The sequence below is a fragment of the Blautia faecicola genome (assembly GCF_004123145.1).
Lineage (GTDB): Bacteria > Bacillota > Clostridia > Lachnospirales > Lachnospiraceae > Oliverpabstia > Oliverpabstia faecicola.
Genome location: NZ_SDKC01000001.1, coordinates 995004 through 1010802 on the forward strand (window position 1 = coordinate 995004; position 15799 = coordinate 1010802).

Below are 15799 nucleotides of genomic sequence, written 5' to 3' on the forward strand. Positions count from 1 at the left end.
TCCAGTTCACAGCAAAAAACAATTCGTCTTGAGCAATCAAACTTTCTTAATCCAACTTAATTTCCTTCCACAACTTACTATAATAATTCTGTGTCCCCTGATCCAACGACTTAAAAATCTCACAATTATCCAACACATCACTAGGTGGAAACAGCGCCGGGTCCTCCGTATACTTCGCCGGCAGAATCTCCGCCAGCTTCTTGTTCGGCGTTCCATAATGATTATACTCAAAACTGATCTTCGAAATCTCTACCTCTAACAGATAATTCAGAAACTTCTCCGCATTTTCCGTATTCTTACAGTCCTTCGTGATCGCCCAGGAATCCACCCAGACATTCGACCCCTCTTTCGGAACCACATAAGCCAGATCCTCATTATACTCCGTCGCATAAGGAGCCTCCCCGGAATACACCAGCGCGATCGCCGCATTTTCCGCGATCATCTCATCACGGGCGGAATCAAGCAGATACGCCTGTACCATCGGGCGCTGCTCCTTCAACATTGCTTCCGCTTCATCCAGCTCATCGGTATTATCCGTATTGATCGAATAACCAAGCAGCTTCAGCGCCGGAACGAACGAATCCCGGACACTGTTTTCCATGATGATCTGTCCGCTGTATTTTTGATTAAAAAGAATATCCCAGGAATCCACCTCCTCGTCCACCAGCCGGGTATTATAAAGGATACCGAGCGTACCCCAGTAATGCGGGATCGTATATTTATTTTCCGGGTCAAACGACTTCGAAAACTCCCAGAGATGCTCATCCACATTGGCAGCATTCGGAATATTATCAAAATTGATCGGGAGCAGTTCATCCTCCTGACGAAGCTTCTCCAGAATATAATCGGAAGAACAGATCACATCATAGTCTACGATGTCTGCCTTGTATTTCATATACATTTCTTCCGGGGATTGATACTCTTCATACAGGATCTTGATCCCGGTCTCCTCCTCAAAAGAATCAATGATCGAAGAATCCAGGTAATCTCCGTAGTTAAAAACTACTAAAGAATTGTTCTTGTTGTAACCGCAGCCACCCAGAAGCAGCAGGGATCCGGCAAGGGCAGGTATCACCAATAATTTACATTTCATCATCATGAGTCTCCTTTACACTTCTATGCTGCTTTTTCTTCCAGATAAGAAGTTAAAGAGCAGCAGAAGAACAAGAATCAGCAGGAACAGAAGCGTGGAAAGAGCATACATTTCCGGCTGGATACCACGTTTTACTTCAGAGTAAACCAGCGTGGAGATCGTATTGATTCCCGGACCTCTGGTAAAATATGTGATTACAAAATCATCCATCGACATTGTAGCCGCCATCAGAAAACCGGACATGATACCCGGCATCAGTTCCGGCCAGCAGACCTTGAAAAAGGCATACAGCGGGGTGGCTCCGAGATCGAGTGCGGCTTCATACGCATTCTTATTCAGGGTACGAAAACGCGGCAGGACATTCAGGATCACATACGGGACACAGAATGTCACATGACCGATAAAAACGGTCGTAAATCCCAGTTTGATAAACCGGATAAATAACAGTGTCAGGGACAGTGCGGTCACGATCTCTGCATTTAACATCGGGATATTGGTAGCTCCCAGCATGATTGAATAATTCCGTTTTTTCATCGCGTTGATACCGATCGCGCCAACCACACCGATGACGGTGGCAGCCAGTGCAGCACCGAAAGCCAGCGCGAGCGTAGTGGTAAATGCATCCACGATCCGGCTGTTCTCAAACAGGTTTGCATACCACTGCAGGGTAAACCCACGCCAGGTGACTCTGGCTTTGGATTTGTTAAAAGACAGTACGATCAGAACAATAATCGGCAGATACAACAACAGAAAGATGAATGCCATATACAGCCGTTTGGCCCATGTTTTTACCATATGTTATTTCCTCCTTCTGATTTGTCAAAGACGGACATCAGTCCCATGCTGATCAGGGTAAATACCAGAAGCACAAAAGAAAGTCCGCTGCCGAGGTTCCAGTTAAAGTTATACGTGAATTCCTGCTCGATGATATTACCGATCAGTAAGGTGTTCGATCCGCCCAGGATATTCGAGATCACGAACGAAGTCATGGAAGGAACGAATACCATCGTGATACCGCTGATGACTCCCGGAAGAGACAGCGGGAAAATGATCTTCCGTAAAATCGTAAAATAGCTGGCTCCGAGATCCTTTCCGGCCTCCACCACATCGTCACCGATGGAAGACAGAGAGTTGTAGATCGGAAGGATCATAAACGGCAGATAGTCATAAACCATGCCGATCAGAACCGCCTGGAACGTGTAGATGATATGCACCTTCGGAAGATGCAGGAAACCAAGCAGGGTATTTAACACACCGTTGTTGGACAGGATCAGCTGCCACGCCATGGTCCGCAGCAGAAAGTTCATCCACATCGGAAGAATAAAGAGGAAAATAACAAAATTACTTTTCTTTAAGTTCAGGCTGCAAAGCACCAGTCCCAGCGGGTACGCCAGGAGAAAGCAGATCAGGGTGGTCAAAACCGCCATCTTGATCGAGGTCCACAGGGATTTCAGATGGACGGGTTCTGCGATGGCAAGGACATTTGCCAGGGTAAATCCGCCGTCTGCGGAGGTAAATGCGTAGTAAAATACCAGTCCCAGCGGGATCATGGTAAATCCGATGATCCACAGGATATAGGGAAAGGCAAACCAGGTTTTCTTTGAACTATTCATTGATATCTACCGCCTTTGCATCATCGGATTCCGGTTTGTGCATGATCTGGATATTGAACGGTTTGACAAAGATACCGACTTCACGGTCCACCGGATACATATTCGTGCTGTGTACCAGCCATTCAAAACCATTTGCCATAACGGTCATCTCGTAGTGTACGCCTTTGAAGATGACGGAAGTTACGCGGCCTTTGATGATGCCGACTTCCGGCTCCACCAGTTCCACATCTTCCGGGCGGATAACCACATCGACCGGGTTGTTTGTTCCGAATCCTTCGTCCACGCATAAGAATTTGGCACCGAGAATCTCCACCAGACGATCCTGGATCATCGTGGCACCAAAAAGGTTGCTGTCACCGATAAAGTCGGCAACGAAAGCATTCTGCGGCTCGTTGTAGATATCTTCCGGTGTACCGATCTGCTGGATATAACCGCCGTTCATGACGACGATCGTATCGGACATCGTGAGGGCTTCCTCCTGATCGTGGGTAACGTAGACAAAGGTGATGCCCAGCTCATTTTTCAGACGGATCAGTTCGTACTGCATGTCCTGACGCATCTTGAGATCCAGCGCGCCGAGCGGTTCGTCGAGAAGAAGCACCTTCGGTTCGTTGACGATGGCGCGGGCGATGGCGATTCGCTGCTGCTGACCACCGCTTAACGCATCGATTTTACGTTTTTCATAGCCGTCAAGATTCACCAGCTTCAGTGCGTATTTGATCTTGTCATCGATATAGGCTTTGCTTTTTTTCTTTATCTTGAGACCGAAAGCAATATTTTCCGCGACGTTCATATTCGGGAACAGGGCGTATTTCTGAAAGACGGTGTTTAACTGGCGTTTGTTGGGGGCCAGTTGTGTGATATCTTTTCCGTCAAAGATGACATTTCCCTCATCCGGGAATAAAAAGCCGCCGATGATCCGCAGAGTTGTGGTCTTGCCGCAGCCGGACGGACCGAGAAGGGTGAGAAATTCGTTCTTACGGATATAGAGATTCAGATCGTCGAGGATCTTTTCTCCGTCAAAGATTTTTGTAATATGCTGTAAATCTATTAATCGATTGCTCATAGTCTCTCCTTTTTATCATTAGAAATTTGGAGGGGAGGAGATCCACAGGATCGTAGCACCCCATTTCCCTGCTTCCAGCCAGTGTTCCTGGTTGGCGGGAAAATAAAACGTTTCACCTTTTTGTACGCGGTAGGTTTTCTTGCCCAGTGTAAGAAGGATATTTCCTTCGAGGACGTACCCCATTTCTTCTCCCACATGGGGCGACTCGATACAGGAGCGTCCCCGGGGGGCAAGGGTCATACGAATGGGTTCCATCTGATTTTTCTGTGCGTTTGGAACCAGCCATTCGATCTGATGCCCGAGTTCGGGATCATCTTTCAGAAAATAATCTTCCTCCCGAAAGACGATCTGCTCCGGCGTGTCATCCGTAAAAAATTCCTGGAGGCTGCTGCCAAGACACTGCAGGATATCCGCAAGGGTACTGATGGAGGGAGAGGTGAGATTTCGCTCAACCTGAGAGATAAACCCCTTGGTAAGCTCCGCCCGGTCCGCCAGTTCCTGCTGGGTCAGTCCGTTCTGCGTTCGCAGACTTTTCAGTTTTGTTCCAATATCCATAAAAACTCCTTTGAAAAAACACACGAAAATCCCGATTATCAGCCATGTAGCAGGTAAAAAGATCCGCCTTACTGATAATCGGGAAAGTATTGTATTACTAAATTTCATGTTTACTATTGTTAAAACTAATTATAAAAAAAAATCAGTATTTGTCAATGGGATTTTATAAAAAAAGTACTGAATATTTTTACGGTTCATAGACTGAAAAAAAAGCGTGTAAAATCCATGAAAAAAGAAAGAAAAATCGGGCAGGCAGATGAGCTTCTTACCCTTTTTGTCATGGCACTGACAGTGGTGGGACTGCTTCTTTTATATAGTACAAGTACATATAATGGAGAGGTAAAGTTTCAGGATGCGGGATATTACCTGAAAAAACAGTTATTTGCCAGTGTGCTGGGGATGGCGGCGTTCTTTGTGATGGCGCGGATCGACTATCACCGGGTGGCAGCATTTGCCACGCCGCTGTATCTGTGTTCCATTGTGCTGTCCACGGCGGTTCTTTTTGTCGGAAGATCGTATAACGGATCGAAGCGGTGGCTGGCACTCGGACCGCTCTCGTTTCAGCCGGCGGAATTTGCCAAGGTGGCGGTGGTACTTTTTCTGGCATCCCGGATCAGTAACCGGAAGAAAAAGACGGACACTATCTGGTTTATGATCCAGACGATGGCGGCGCTCTTGCCGATCGTCGGGCTGGTAGGTACGAATAACCTGAGCACGGCGATCATCATTCTGGGAATCGGTGTGATCCTGATCTTTGTGGCACATCCGCGCTATCTGCCTTTCCTTGGCATCGGCACGGCGGGGATCGGATTTATCGCGATCTTTTTAAGTATGGAAAGCTACCGGCTCGAACGCCTTGCCATCTGGCGGGATCCGGAAAAATATGAGAAAGGATTTCAGACGATCCAGGGACTGTATGCGATCGGAAGCGGCGGGATCTTCGGGCGGGGGATGGGAAACAGCCTGCAAAAACTCGGGTTTGTACCGGAAGCACAGAATGATATGATCTTTTCTATTATCTGTGAGGAAACCGGGCTTTTCGGGGCGATTCTGGTCATCCTTCTTTTTGCCTGTCTGATCTGGCGGCTTATGGTGGCGGCGGTCCGTGCGGGGGATCTTATGGGGGAACTGATCGGTGCAGGGATCATGGGGCATATCGCAATCCAGGTGATCCTGAACATCGCCGTTGTGACAAACACGATCCCAAATACCGGGATCACGCTGCCGTTTATCAGTTACGGAGGAACTTCGGTGCTGTTTCTGCTGGGGGAGATGGGGCTCGCGCTGTCAGTCACCAGATACTCCCGGGCAGCATAGAATAAGATAACAGGGCATGTGGGAGCAAACGAGTGAGTGAAATATGGATGCGTGGAAATGGTCCGCTGGAAGGAGAAGTAAAGGTTCAGGGATCGAAAAATGCTGCCCTGCCAATGATGGCGGCTGCAGTGCTGCATGAGGGAGTGACCGTGCTTCACAACTGTCCCCGGATCGCGGATGTGTTTGAGATGGAGGCAATTTTGCAGTCGCTGGGAGTAAAGACAGCGTGGAAGGATCACACCCTGATGATGGACTGTAAAAAGATCCGGGAGAGCGGGATTCCGGGGGAAGAGACGCGCACGATGCGATCCTCAATCCTCCTGCTCGGCAGTATGCTGGGGAGGTGTAAACGGATCCGGATCGGTTATCCGGGCGGCTGTACGATCGGAGCGCGTCCCGTCAACCTGCATCTGGAAGCGATGAAAAAAATGGGAGCGGAGATCCGGGAGACGGAGGGAGAGATCTGTGGGGAATGTCCGGAGGGACTTTCCGGCGCACATATCCGTTTCCCGATTTCCAGTGTGGGAGCTACGGAAAATGCACTCCTTGCGGGCGTTACAGCAAGAGGGGAAACGCTTCTGGAAAATTGTGCCCGGGAACCGGAGATTCAGCATCTTTGTTGCTTTTTACAGGCGATGGGGGCGGAGATCCGGGGAATCGGCACAGGAAAGATCTGGATGCGGAGAGCTGCGGCACTGCGGGATGTGGAATATACGATCCCGTCCGACCGGATCGTTGCGGGAACCTGTCTGTATGCGGCGGCAGCGACCCGCGGGCAGATCAGTCTGAAAGATGTGGATCCGCGGGAAATGCGATCCGTGCTTACCGTATATGAGAAAATGGGTGGACAATGGGAGATGAGGAGTGGTACACTAAGGGCGAACGCAGCCGGGATCCGCTTTCCGGTGGAAAAAGTGAGTACCATGCCGTATCCCGGATTTCCGACGGATATGCAGTCGATTCTGATGGCGGTGCTTCTGACAGTTCCGGGGGAGAGCCGGATCGAGGAAACCATTTTTGAAAAACGGTTCCAGATCGTGGAGGAACTGGAAAAAATGGGCGGCAGGGTAACGGTCAGCGGCAGGCAGGCGGTTATTTCCGGTGGCAGACAGCTGACGGGGGCAGCCGTATGTGCCCGGGAACTGCGTGGAGGAGCCGCACTTGTGGTGGCGGGGCTTTCGGCACAGGGAGAAAGTGTCGTGAAGCATGCGGAATATATCGAACGGGGATATGAACATCCGGATCAGCTGTTCGGGCAGCTGGGAGCGGTAATCAGAATAAGGGAACAGGTGGAAAAATGAAAAAAAAAATCAGAAAGAGAAGACTGACAAAAGAAGGAAAAATGCTTACAGCCGGAGCCGTGGCAGTCATAGTGCTGCTGGCTCTGGGGGCGTTTTTCTTTCTGTTCAGAGTAGATAACGTATATGTGGTTGGAAGTACCAGATATACGGATGACCAGATCAAGGAATATGTGCTGACAACACCGATGACATCCAACACGGTTCTTGCGATGCTCTTCCAGAAACATACAAATGCAGAAAATATTCCGTTTGTGGATTCCTTTGATCTTGAGCGGGTCAACGCCCATACGCTTCGGATTCACGTAAACGAGAAGAAAATCGTCGGCTATATCGCGCAGGGAACGGACAGGCTGTATTTTAATAAGGATGGACTGGTTGTGGAAGTGACATCGATGGAACAGGAAGAAATCGATGCGCTGAATCAGGAAGAGGAAGAACTGAACCAGTTAAAAGAACAGGCGGCGCAGGAGGCAGCTGCACAGGAAGCGGATGCGGCGCTGGAATCTCTGACCGGAGAAAGCACGGATACCACGGACGGTACAGATACGGAGGATGCACAGGAAGAGGGTACCGACAGTGAGACCGCGCAGGCAGACAATGCCGATGACCAGGTACTGCAGGCGGTGGAGTCCGATTCCGGCAATGAAAATGCGACAAAGTTCAAGGCAGCGGTAACGGATGTGCCGCGAGTGATCGGCATTACGGACAAGACAAGCGGGATCGCGCTTGGCGATACGATTCCGGCGGTTGCCGACGGCATCTACAATACGATCCTCGGAATCACCCGAATGGTGGAAAAATACGAGATTTTGCCTGAGATGCTGTGTTTCAATGAGAATCAGGAGATCATTCTGGTGTATAACAGTGGAAAGATCCACTGCAATCTGGGAAAAGACAGACTGCTGGAAGAAAAAATCACCCGGGTGGCAGCGATTCTTCCGAAATTAACGGATTTTACAGGGATACTTCATCTGGAAGATTACGATACGGACATCACCAACATTATTTTCTCGAAAGAGACACTGTATACACTGAAAATGGAGATCGCACAGATCGAGGGAAAAGATTTCAGTGAGGAGACGACGGATCCGGGACAGGATGCAGCCACAGACCCGGCGGCAGATACAGCGGATACAGAAGGGGATACAGCTGCCCAGGATGCGGGTTCGGATCCGGCAACTTCCGGTGAAGATACGCAGGATGGCGACACACAGGAAGATACAGTTGCGGACGGAAGTGATGCCGGTACGACGCAGGATGCTTCGGGACAGGAGACAGAAAGCGCCGGAAAAGCAGACGGAGCTTCGCAAAGCGGTGCAGATTCATCCGGCACACAGCAAACTGCCGGGGAGTAAACCGCAGGAAAACAAAAATCCGGAAAAACCTTACAAAATTCGAAAAAAAGTATGAAATCTGAAAAAAATAGTTGATTAATCAGAAAAGAAATTATATTATATAACTATATGTAACTCTTTAAGATAAGGCAAAAGTACCCTGAAGGGAATAAATATAAGCGCAAGCAAAGAAGGAGGAAGTACTTTGTTAGAGATTATGACAAATGAGGCGGAATCATCTGCAAAGATTATAGTAATTGGTGTAGGTGGAGCCGGTAATAATGCAGTAAACCGCATGGTAGAAGAAACAATCGGCGGTGTGGAGTTTATCGGAGTGAACACTGATAAACAGGCTTTGACTCTTTGCAAAGCTCCTACCGTATTACAGATAGGTGAGAAACTGACAAAAGGTCTTGGAGCCGGAGCAAAACCGGAGATCGGTGAAAAAGCGGCAGAAGAGAGCATGGAAGAGATCCGTCAGCTGATGGAAGGTGCTGACATGGTATTCGTTACCTGTGGTATGGGTGGCGGAACCGGAACAGGTGCTGCACCGGTTGTTGCAGGCATCGCAAAAGAGATGGGCATCCTGACCGTTGGTGTTGTAACAAAACCGTTCCGTTTTGAGGCTAAAACCCGTATGAGCAACGCTCTGATGGGAATTGATAAATTAAAAGACAACGTAGATACTCTGATTGTTATCCCGAACGACAAACTGCTTGAGATCGTTGACCGTCGTACTACAATGCCGGAAGCACTGAAGAAAGCAGACGAAGTTCTGCAGCAGGCAGTACAGGGCATCACAGACCTGATCAACATGCCGGCACTGATCAACCTGGATTTCGCAGATGTTCAGACTGTTATGAAAGACAAAGGAATCGCTCATATCGGTATCGGCGAGGCAAAGGGCGACGACAAAGCACTCGAAGCTGTACAGCAAGCTGTATCCAGTCCGCTGCTTGAGACAACCATCCAGGGTGCAAGCCATGTGATCATTAACATCTCCGGAGATATCTCTCTTATGGATGCAAACGATGCTGCAAGCTATGTACAGAACCTGGCAGGCGAAGATGCAAACATCATCTTTGGTGCCATGTACGATGATACCGCAGTAGATTCCGCTAAGATCACCGTTATCGCAACAGGACTGAACGATGCTACTGCAAAACAGGCAAGCGTAAGCAAAGCTTCTGCAGTAACTGCTCAGCCGGTACAGACTGCACCGGTAAGAGAAGCAGCACCGGAAAAACCTGCATTTTCTCAGGGCATGACAATGCCGAGCTTCCAGATGCCAAAAGCAAATCCGGGAGCACCGACCAGCAGTACTGTTCCGAGAAAAGATATCCAGATTCCGGATTTCCTGAAAAGAAGATAAAACAGAAAAGTAACGAACCCCGGGGGCTTAGCTCCGGGGTTTTTGACTTTAATAGAAAAAAATACCTGGAAAACGAACAGAAAGGAATGAACATGGAAAAAGAAGAATTACTGTTGATTCACGGAACGGATTATAAAGCGATGACAAAAGAGATCCTGCATGCGGCAGAACTTTCCGCACAGATCGGAGCGCGGGATAAAAAGATCGGGATCAAGCCGAATCTGGTGGCACCGTCGGAGGCTTCCTGGGGGGCGACGACGCATCCGGAAGTTGTGGCGGGAATCATCGAATATCTGCAGGAGGCGGGATTTCAGAATCTCATCATGCTGGAAGGCTCCTGGGTGGGGGATAAGACGAGAGAATCCATGGAAGTCTGTGGATATGATCGCCTGAGCGAAACGTATCAGGTTCCCTTTAAGGATATGCAGGCAGATCCCGGAGAACTGACGGAGTGCGGCGGGATGGAGCTGGAGATCTGCCGGGAGGCAAAGAGCCTGGACTTTTTGATCAATGTGCCGGTGATGAAGGGGCATTGCCAGACGAAGATCACCTGTGCGCTGAAAAATATGAAAGGACTGCTTCCAAACCGGGAAAAACGTCATTTTCATGCGATGGGACTGCATAAACCGATCGCTCATCTGGCAATCGGTCTGCCGCAGGATTTTATTCTGGTTGACAATATCTGCGGGGACTGGGATTTTGAGGACGGAGGCAATCCGGTAGAGATGAACCGTCTGATCGCCGGAAGAGACCCGGTGCTGGTTGATGCATTTGTCTGCCAGGAGATGGGCTATGCGGTGGAAGAAGTGCCGTATATCCGGATGGCAGAAACGCTGGGAGCAGGATGCGCAGACTGGACACACGCCCGGATCCGGGAACTGAATCCACCGGTTTCGCAGGTGGTAAAGATCGGAAGGAGAAAAGTCATGGAAGTCGCGGATGCGGTAGAAGAGGTGGAATCCTGCAGTGCCTGCTACGGATATCTGATCCCGGCACTCGACCGGTTAAAAGAAGAAGGACTTCTGGAAAAACTGGATACGAAGATCTGTATCGGACAGGGCTATCGGGGGAAAACAGGAACACTGGGAATCGGCAGCTGTACCAGAGGATTTGCCACGTATCTGAAGGGATGTCCGCCTACTGATGAGGAAATCTATCATTTTCTAAAAAAATGTATACAGGAAAAAGAAGAACGGATATAATAAGGAGGACAGGCAACTGCCTGGAAAATAATGTTTCTGTACGTAAAAAGACAGAAAAAAAGGAGGAACATGCTGTGAAGATTTTATTTTATGATACGAAAAGTTATGATAAAGAGTCGTTTGAAGCAAAAGCAAAAGACTATCCGGATATTCAGATCGAATATCTGAAATCCGAACTGGTTCCGAGCACTGCAAAACTGGCAAAAGGTTACGATGCGATCTGTGCATTTGTCAGCAGTGATGTGGGAACCGAGACGATCGAGGTTCTGCATGCATGCGGTGTTAAACTGATCCTGATGCGCTGTGCGGGATTTAACAATGTAGATGTGGAAAAAGCGGCTGCGTGTGGAATCAAAGTGATGCGTGTGCCTGGATATTCTCCGGAAGCCGTAGCGGAACATGCGATGGCACTGGCACTGGCTGCCAACAGAAGAATCCATAAAGCGTACGTGAGAGTCCGTGAAAATGACTTCAGCCTTGGCGGTATGCAGGGGGTAAACTTCTATAAGAAAACAGCCGGTATCGTGGGAACCGGTAAGATCGGTGCGGCAATGGCAAGAATCTGCCATGGATTCGGTATGAATGTCATTGCGTATGATAAATATCAGAATCCGGCACTGGATTTTGTGACCTATGTATCTCTGGATGAGCTGCTGGCGCAGAGTGATCTGATCTCCCTTCACTGCCCGCTGATGGATGAGACTTATCATATGATCAACCGGGAATCCATCCAGAAGATGAAAGACGGTGTGATCCTCGTCAATACTTCCCGTGGCGGTCTGGTAAAAACAGCGGATCTGATCGAGGGTATCCGCGCGAGAAAGTTCTTCGCTGTCGGCCTGGATGTATACGAGGAAGAGAAAAAAAATGTATTTGAGGACCGTTCGGATGAGATCATGGAGACCTCCATCACCGCAAGACTGCTGTCCTTCCCGAATGTCATTATCACTTCCCATCAGGGATTCTTTACTTACGAAGCACTGGATGCGATCAGCGAGACTACACTGAACAATGCGATGGCATTCACAAAAGGCGAAAGAACAGGAAATGAAGTGGAAGTTGAGTAAAAAAGCATTGAATTTCCACCGGTATTATATTATAATGGAACCGATTTAGAAATAAATAGCATGAAAAGCATGGATGAAGAAAGTAATGCAGTCAGATCCTTACAGAGAGAGAAATGTATGGTGGAAGTTTCTTATGGAGAGTTTGCAGGAAAACCACTTCTGAGCTGTGCGTAGAAGGATGTATTTCATCCGAAGCGTTACCGGGTTGCTCTGTTATCGGCAGTAAGAGAAAAAATAAGGTGGAACCGTGCATAACAGCACCCTTAGGTGGCAATCTGTCATCTGAGGGTGCTTTTTTACGCGAGTACCGCGATAACGAGTAAAATTCGCGAAGCGTATTTTATCTCGTCGCGCGTTGATAATCTGAAAAAGGAGAAGAAAAATGGTAAATTTTAAAGAAGATGAACAGTTAAAAACACTGAACCATTCCTGCGCCCATGTGATGGCTCAGGCGATCAAACATCTGTATCCACAGGCAAAGTTCTGGGTTGGACCGGTTGTTGCGGAAGGATTCTATTATGATATCGATCTTGGCGATGATGTGATCCGTGATGAGGATATTGAAAAGATCACAAAAGAGATGAAAAAAGTGGTAAAATCCGGCAAAAAGATCATTCGCCGTGAAGTTTCAAAAGAAGAAGCACTGGAAATGTTCGCCGATGATCCGTACAAACTGGATCTGATCGCAGATCTGGAAGACGGAAATATCACCGTTTACGATCAGGGAGACTTTACCGACCTCTGTCGTGGACCTCACGTAGACAACGTAAAACTCTGTAAACATTTCAAACTGATCCGTCACTCCGGTGCTTACTGGAAAGGTGACAGCAAGAATAAGATGCTGCAGCGTATCTACGGTGTATGTTTCCCGACCGCAGAAGAGCTGGAAGCACATCTGCAGTTGCTCGAGGAAGCAAAAGAGAGAGATCACAGAAAGATCGGAAAAGACATGAACCTGTTCATGGTAGACGATCTGGTTGGACGTGGTCTGCCGATGTTCCTGCCGAAGGGATATACAATCTGGCAGGAGTTGGAAAACTATATCAAAGAAAAAGAGCGTAAACTGGGTTACCTGCACGTTATGACACCGTGTGTTGGTACGGTAAACCTGTATAAGACTTCCGGGCACTGGGATCACTACAAAGAGAACATGTTCCCGCCGATGGAGATGGAAGGAGAATCTTTCGTTCTTCGTCCGATGAACTGCCCGCACCACATGATGATCTATGCAAACAGAAGACATTCTTATAAAAACCTGCCGATCCGTATCGGTGAGATCGCACATGATTTCCGTTATGAGAGCAGCGGAACTCTGAAAGGTATCGAGCGTGGAAGACATTTCTGCCAGAACGATGCCCATCTGTTTGTAACACCGGAACAGATCAAAGATGAGTTTACCAAAGTAGTAGAGTTGATCTTCAACACCTACAAAGATTTCGGTATCACCAATTACCGTTGTGTACTGTCTCTTCGTGATCCGGAAAACAAAGAAAAATATCATGATGATGATGAAATGTGGAACACAGCAGAAGATGCACTGCGTGATGTAATGAACAGCATCGGCATTGAATATACGGAAGAGATCGGAGAGGCTGCATTCTACGGTCCGAAACTGGATGTAAACGTACAGCCGGCGATCGGTAACGAGATCACCCTGTCTACCTGCCAGCTGGACTTCTGCCTGCCGGCAAAATTCAACCTGTCCTACATCGACAGCAACGGAGAAAAACAGACACCGGTTGTTCTGCACCGTGCAATCCTGGGATCTCTGGATCGTTTCATGGCATACATCCTGGAAGAGACCAAAGGAAATCTGCCGACCTGGCTGGCTCCTGTTCAGGCGCGCGTTATGCCGGTTAAGACCGATGATGAAGGGCTGAATGCCTATGCACAGGAAATCGTGGATGCACTGGAAGCAGCAGATGTCCGTGTAGAACTGGATGACCGTGCAGAGAAACTGGGATACCGTATGCGTGAAGGTCAGGTAGAAAAAGTACCGTACCTGCTGGTTGTCGGATTCAACGAGAAAGATGACAGAACCGTTTCCTTCCGTCTGCATGGCGAAAAAGAAACCACCGTTCTGCCGCTGGATACTTTCGTAGAAAAGATCAAAGCAGAGATCAAAGAAAAATCCAGAGAACACATTCATGTAAACTAATTACAGATAAAGTATGAGAAATCCCCTGCGGAAAGTTTTGAGATGAAACCTTCCGACAGGGGATTTTTTACGCGAGTAATGAGCAGAGTCCCATGCTTGCATGGGAATTCTGCGAATACCGCTCTAGCAGGCGGAAGCCTGCTAGAGCGTGTCTGAAAAATCATTTCCGCAATCTGCAAGCCCCACTTTGCGGTATATTTTACCCTCATTCGGTTGCCGTAGCCCGCTACGCCGCCCTCATTCGGATAAAATCTCCCACAAACTGAGACTCGCAGCTCACGAAAAGCCTTTTTCAAACACGCTCTAGCGCTCATTATGAGTAAATAAAAAAGCTGCTGCATACTCTGTATGCAACAGCTCAGATGCCGCTGGCCGGACTCGAACCGGCACGGCTGTTAACCGCTTGATTTTGAGTCAAGTGCGTCTGCCAATTCCGCCACAGCGGCATGGAAAATGGTTTATTAAAACCGAAATCTATGATATCATATCAGTGAATAAAAAGCAAGTATTTTCTTTTTGTATCGAAAGTAAACAGTAAAAAAGGATTTCCTCTTGTATCGGAGAAAGGGAGCAGATATAATAAAAAGACAGAGCTTTTTACATAGAAATAGAAAAACGGGGGAGAAGCGATGGCAGGACAGACAAACTGTGAGAGTTGTGCAAATTACGTATACGATGAAGAATCCGATTGCTACTGCTGTGAAGTAGATCTGGATGAAGATGAGATGTACCGGTTTCTGAGCGATACCTTTTATCAGTGTCCATATTATCAGCTGGATGATGAATATCGGATCGTGAGAAAACAAATGTAAAAAAAAATAAAGTCTCTGTTTCGGTTTGACAAACAAAAGATTGTTCATTAGAATTGAAAGATAGTGGTAACTGTGAAGAAAGAAAACAGTTACAGAAAGTGAGAAAAAGAAACAGGGAGAACGGAGGAAAATTATGTATCAATATCAGGATCAGAAAGAAATGCGCCGGGCACTCAACAGCAAGATGATCATTATGCTGGTCGGAATCATGCTGGTAGTGACAGCGTTGACATCCAGCCTGTCTTACGGTATGCGCTGCTGGTCAATGGCGGGTATGGCAGACGGCGGCGACAAAGATATTCTGGAGGCATTAAAACAGATCGGTATCACAAGCGGAACGCTTCGTATCTGCAGCGTGATCTATTATCTGCAGGCAGTGATCGAGGTATTTGTAGGAGTCTTCTGTGCACGGCTGAGCAACCGTCTGGACAAAAATGCACTTCTGTGGAAGATGGCATGGGTGATTCTGGTTGTGGAAGTGGCAGCAGGTGTCGCATTGACACTGCTTCATATGACGAGTGCAATTATGATTGTTTCTAATCTGCTGTTACCGGGATTTTTGTTATGGGCAGTCAACAGTCTGAGAAAAGTAGCGAAGAATCATCCGGATCGTATCTATGCGGTGGAACCGAATAACCGGAACAAGGGAAAAGAGAAAGAAAAAGGAAAAGCAAAAGCTTCCGTACAGCCGGCAAAAGCAGGTCAGAAAAAAAGTCTGATGGAGCATGCCACTCAGGTGACACCGGCAGATATCACACCGCTGGAACTGACCAGAGAACTGGAAAAAGCCGGAGAGAGCGCCGGGGCTGATCCGGAAACAGCAGCAAAAGATACGGTTGCGGAAGAAAATGAACAGGAAGAAGAAACTTCGGAGAAGACAGAAGAATAAAACAGAAAATCAAAATCCCT

Annotated in this window: 15 protein-coding genes, 1 tRNA gene and 1 pseudogene; 10 read left to right on the forward strand and 7 right to left on the reverse strand. The window is 48.0% G+C overall.

Annotated features, from left to right (window positions below; translation table 11 throughout):
* Window positions 1-46 precede the first annotated feature (46 nt).
* From ETP43_RS17290 to ETP43_RS04620, 5 genes are read right to left on the reverse strand one after another with little or no spacing between them, the layout of a single operon-like run.
* A complete protein-coding gene (locus tag ETP43_RS17290; RefSeq protein WP_022399442.1) occupies window positions 47-1093 on the reverse strand; it encodes an ABC transporter substrate-binding protein in 1047 nt (348 codons plus the stop codon).
* Between the two features lie 15 nt (window positions 1094-1108).
* Window positions 1109-1888: an ABC transporter permease gene (locus tag ETP43_RS17295; protein WP_022399441.1), complete on the reverse strand. Its 780-nt coding sequence runs from the start codon at window positions 1886-1888 to the stop codon at window positions 1109-1111.
* Window positions 1882-2706: an ABC transporter permease gene (locus tag ETP43_RS04610; RefSeq protein ID WP_129257185.1), complete on the reverse strand. Its 825-nt coding sequence runs from the start codon at window positions 2704-2706 to the stop codon at window positions 1882-1884. Before ETP43_RS04610 ends, ETP43_RS17295 begins: the two co-directional genes overlap by 7 nt.
* Window positions 2699-3772: an ABC transporter ATP-binding protein gene (locus ETP43_RS04615; protein ID WP_129257186.1), complete on the reverse strand. Its 1074-nt coding sequence runs from the start codon at window positions 3770-3772 to the stop codon at window positions 2699-2701. The genes ETP43_RS04610 and ETP43_RS04615 overlap by 8 nt, the downstream gene beginning before the upstream one ends.
* 18 nt (window positions 3773-3790) lie before the next feature.
* Window positions 3791-4327, reverse strand: coding sequence for a cupin domain-containing protein (locus ETP43_RS04620; protein WP_129257187.1), 537 nt, complete (start codon window positions 4325-4327; stop codon window positions 3791-3793).
* Between the two features lie 225 nt (window positions 4328-4552).
* Here ETP43_RS04620 and ETP43_RS04625 point away from each other — a divergent pair, with 225 nt between their 5' ends.
* The 8 genes from ETP43_RS04625 (at window position 4553) to ETP43_RS18325 (ending at window position 14344) form a co-directional block, all read left to right on the forward strand.
* Window positions 4553-5644, forward strand: coding sequence for an FtsW/RodA/SpoVE family cell cycle protein (locus ETP43_RS04625; protein ID WP_129257188.1), 1092 nt, complete (start codon window positions 4553-4555; stop codon window positions 5642-5644).
* Window positions 5645-5676: 32 nt separating this feature from the next.
* Window positions 5677-6945, forward strand: a complete 1269-nt coding sequence (gene murA, locus ETP43_RS04630; RefSeq protein WP_243114190.1) for a UDP-N-acetylglucosamine 1-carboxyvinyltransferase — start codon at window positions 5677-5679, stop codon at window positions 6943-6945.
* Entirely contained in the window at window positions 6942-8300 is a 1359-nt protein-coding gene (locus ETP43_RS04635; protein ID WP_129257189.1) for a cell division protein FtsQ/DivIB, read from the forward strand. The genes murA and ETP43_RS04635 overlap by 4 nt, the downstream gene beginning before the upstream one ends.
* Window positions 8301-8496: 196 nt before the next feature.
* A complete protein-coding gene (gene ftsZ, locus ETP43_RS04640; RefSeq protein WP_129259460.1) occupies window positions 8497-9651 on the forward strand; it encodes a cell division protein FtsZ in 1155 nt (384 codons plus the stop codon).
* A gap of 92 nt (window positions 9652-9743) precedes the next feature.
* The gene (locus ETP43_RS04645; RefSeq protein ID WP_129259463.1) at window positions 9744-10853 is read left to right on the forward strand and encodes a DUF362 domain-containing protein; all 1110 of its coding nucleotides are present in this window, start codon (window positions 9744-9746) and stop codon (window positions 10851-10853) included.
* Between the two features lie 74 nt (window positions 10854-10927).
* Complete coding sequence (locus ETP43_RS04650) at window positions 10928-11920, forward strand: 2-hydroxyacid dehydrogenase (protein ID WP_129257190.1); 993 nt, start codon at window positions 10928-10930, stop codon at window positions 11918-11920.
* 382 nt (window positions 11921-12302) lie between these two features.
* Window positions 12303-14078, forward strand: coding sequence for a threonine--tRNA ligase (thrS, locus tag ETP43_RS04655; RefSeq protein ID WP_022399432.1), 1776 nt, complete (start codon window positions 12303-12305; stop codon window positions 14076-14078).
* A 92-nt stretch (window positions 14079-14170) separates the two neighbouring features.
* Window positions 14171-14344, forward strand: a complete 174-nt coding sequence (locus ETP43_RS18325) for a DUF6783 domain-containing protein (RefSeq protein WP_334295508.1) — start codon at window positions 14171-14173, stop codon at window positions 14342-14344.
* On the opposite strand, the pseudogene ETP43_RS18330 reads toward ETP43_RS18325, so the two are convergent.
* Together ETP43_RS18330 and ETP43_RS04660 are read right to left on the reverse strand one after the other, a co-directional pair.
* Window positions 14273-14419 (reverse strand): annotated as a pseudogene (locus ETP43_RS18330) (DUF6783 domain-containing protein); the annotation flags it as partial. The gene ETP43_RS18325 and the pseudogene ETP43_RS18330 overlap by 72 nt on opposite strands.
* Window positions 14420-14441: 22 nt before the next feature.
* A tRNA-Leu gene (locus ETP43_RS04660) sits at window positions 14442-14524 on the reverse strand.
* A gap of 183 nt (window positions 14525-14707) precedes the next feature.
* Here ETP43_RS04660 and ETP43_RS04665 point away from each other — a divergent pair.
* Window positions 14708-14890 carry a DUF6472 family protein gene (locus tag ETP43_RS04665; protein WP_022171109.1) on the forward strand — a complete coding sequence of 61 codons (183 nt, stop codon included), beginning with the start codon at window positions 14708-14710 and terminating at the stop codon, window positions 14888-14890.
* Window positions 14891-15023: 133 nt separating this feature from the next.
* The gene (locus ETP43_RS04670; protein ID WP_129257191.1) at window positions 15024-15779 is read left to right on the forward strand and encodes a hypothetical protein; all 756 of its coding nucleotides are present in this window, start codon (window positions 15024-15026) and stop codon (window positions 15777-15779) included.
* Window positions 15780-15799 lie beyond the last annotated feature (20 nt).

What these genes read in the sequence shown, in the direction of transcription:
- ETP43_RS17290 (WP_022399442.1), bottom strand. Translation starts at nt 1,093, where the DNA reads ATGAAATGTAAATTATTGGTGATACCTGCCCTTGCCGGATCCCTGCTG.
- ETP43_RS17295 (WP_022399441.1), bottom strand. Translation starts at nt 1,888, where the DNA reads ATGGTAAAAACATGGGCCAAACGGCTGTATATGGCATTCATCTTTCTG.
- ETP43_RS04610 (WP_129257185.1), bottom strand. Translation starts at nt 2,706, where the DNA reads ATGAATAGTTCAAAGAAAACCTGGTTTGCCTTTCCCTATATCCTGTGG.
- ETP43_RS04615 (WP_129257186.1), bottom strand. Translation starts at nt 3,772, where the DNA reads ATGAGCAATCGATTAATAGATTTACAGCATATTACAAAAATCTTTGAC.
- ETP43_RS04620 (WP_129257187.1), bottom strand. Translation starts at nt 4,327, where the DNA reads ATGGATATTGGAACAAAACTGAAAAGTCTGCGAACGCAGAACGGACTG.
- ETP43_RS04625 (WP_129257188.1), top strand. Translation starts at nt 4,553, where the DNA reads ATGAAAAAAGAAAGAAAAATCGGGCAGGCAGATGAGCTTCTTACCCTT.
- ETP43_RS04635 (WP_129257189.1), top strand. Translation starts at nt 6,942, where the DNA reads ATGAAAAAAAAAATCAGAAAGAGAAGACTGACAAAAGAAGGAAAAATG.
- ftsZ (WP_129259460.1), top strand. Translation starts at nt 8,497, where the DNA reads ATGACAAATGAGGCGGAATCATCTGCAAAGATTATAGTAATTGGTGTA.
- ETP43_RS04645 (WP_129259463.1), top strand. Translation starts at nt 9,744, where the DNA reads ATGGAAAAAGAAGAATTACTGTTGATTCACGGAACGGATTATAAAGCG.
- thrS (WP_022399432.1), top strand. Translation starts at nt 12,303, where the DNA reads ATGGTAAATTTTAAAGAAGATGAACAGTTAAAAACACTGAACCATTCC.
- ETP43_RS18325 (WP_334295508.1), top strand. Translation starts at nt 14,171, where the DNA reads ATGCTTGCATGGGAATTCTGCGAATACCGCTCTAGCAGGCGGAAGCCT.
- ETP43_RS04665 (WP_022171109.1), top strand. Translation starts at nt 14,708, where the DNA reads ATGGCAGGACAGACAAACTGTGAGAGTTGTGCAAATTACGTATACGAT.
- ETP43_RS04670 (WP_129257191.1), top strand. Translation starts at nt 15,024, where the DNA reads ATGTATCAATATCAGGATCAGAAAGAAATGCGCCGGGCACTCAACAGC.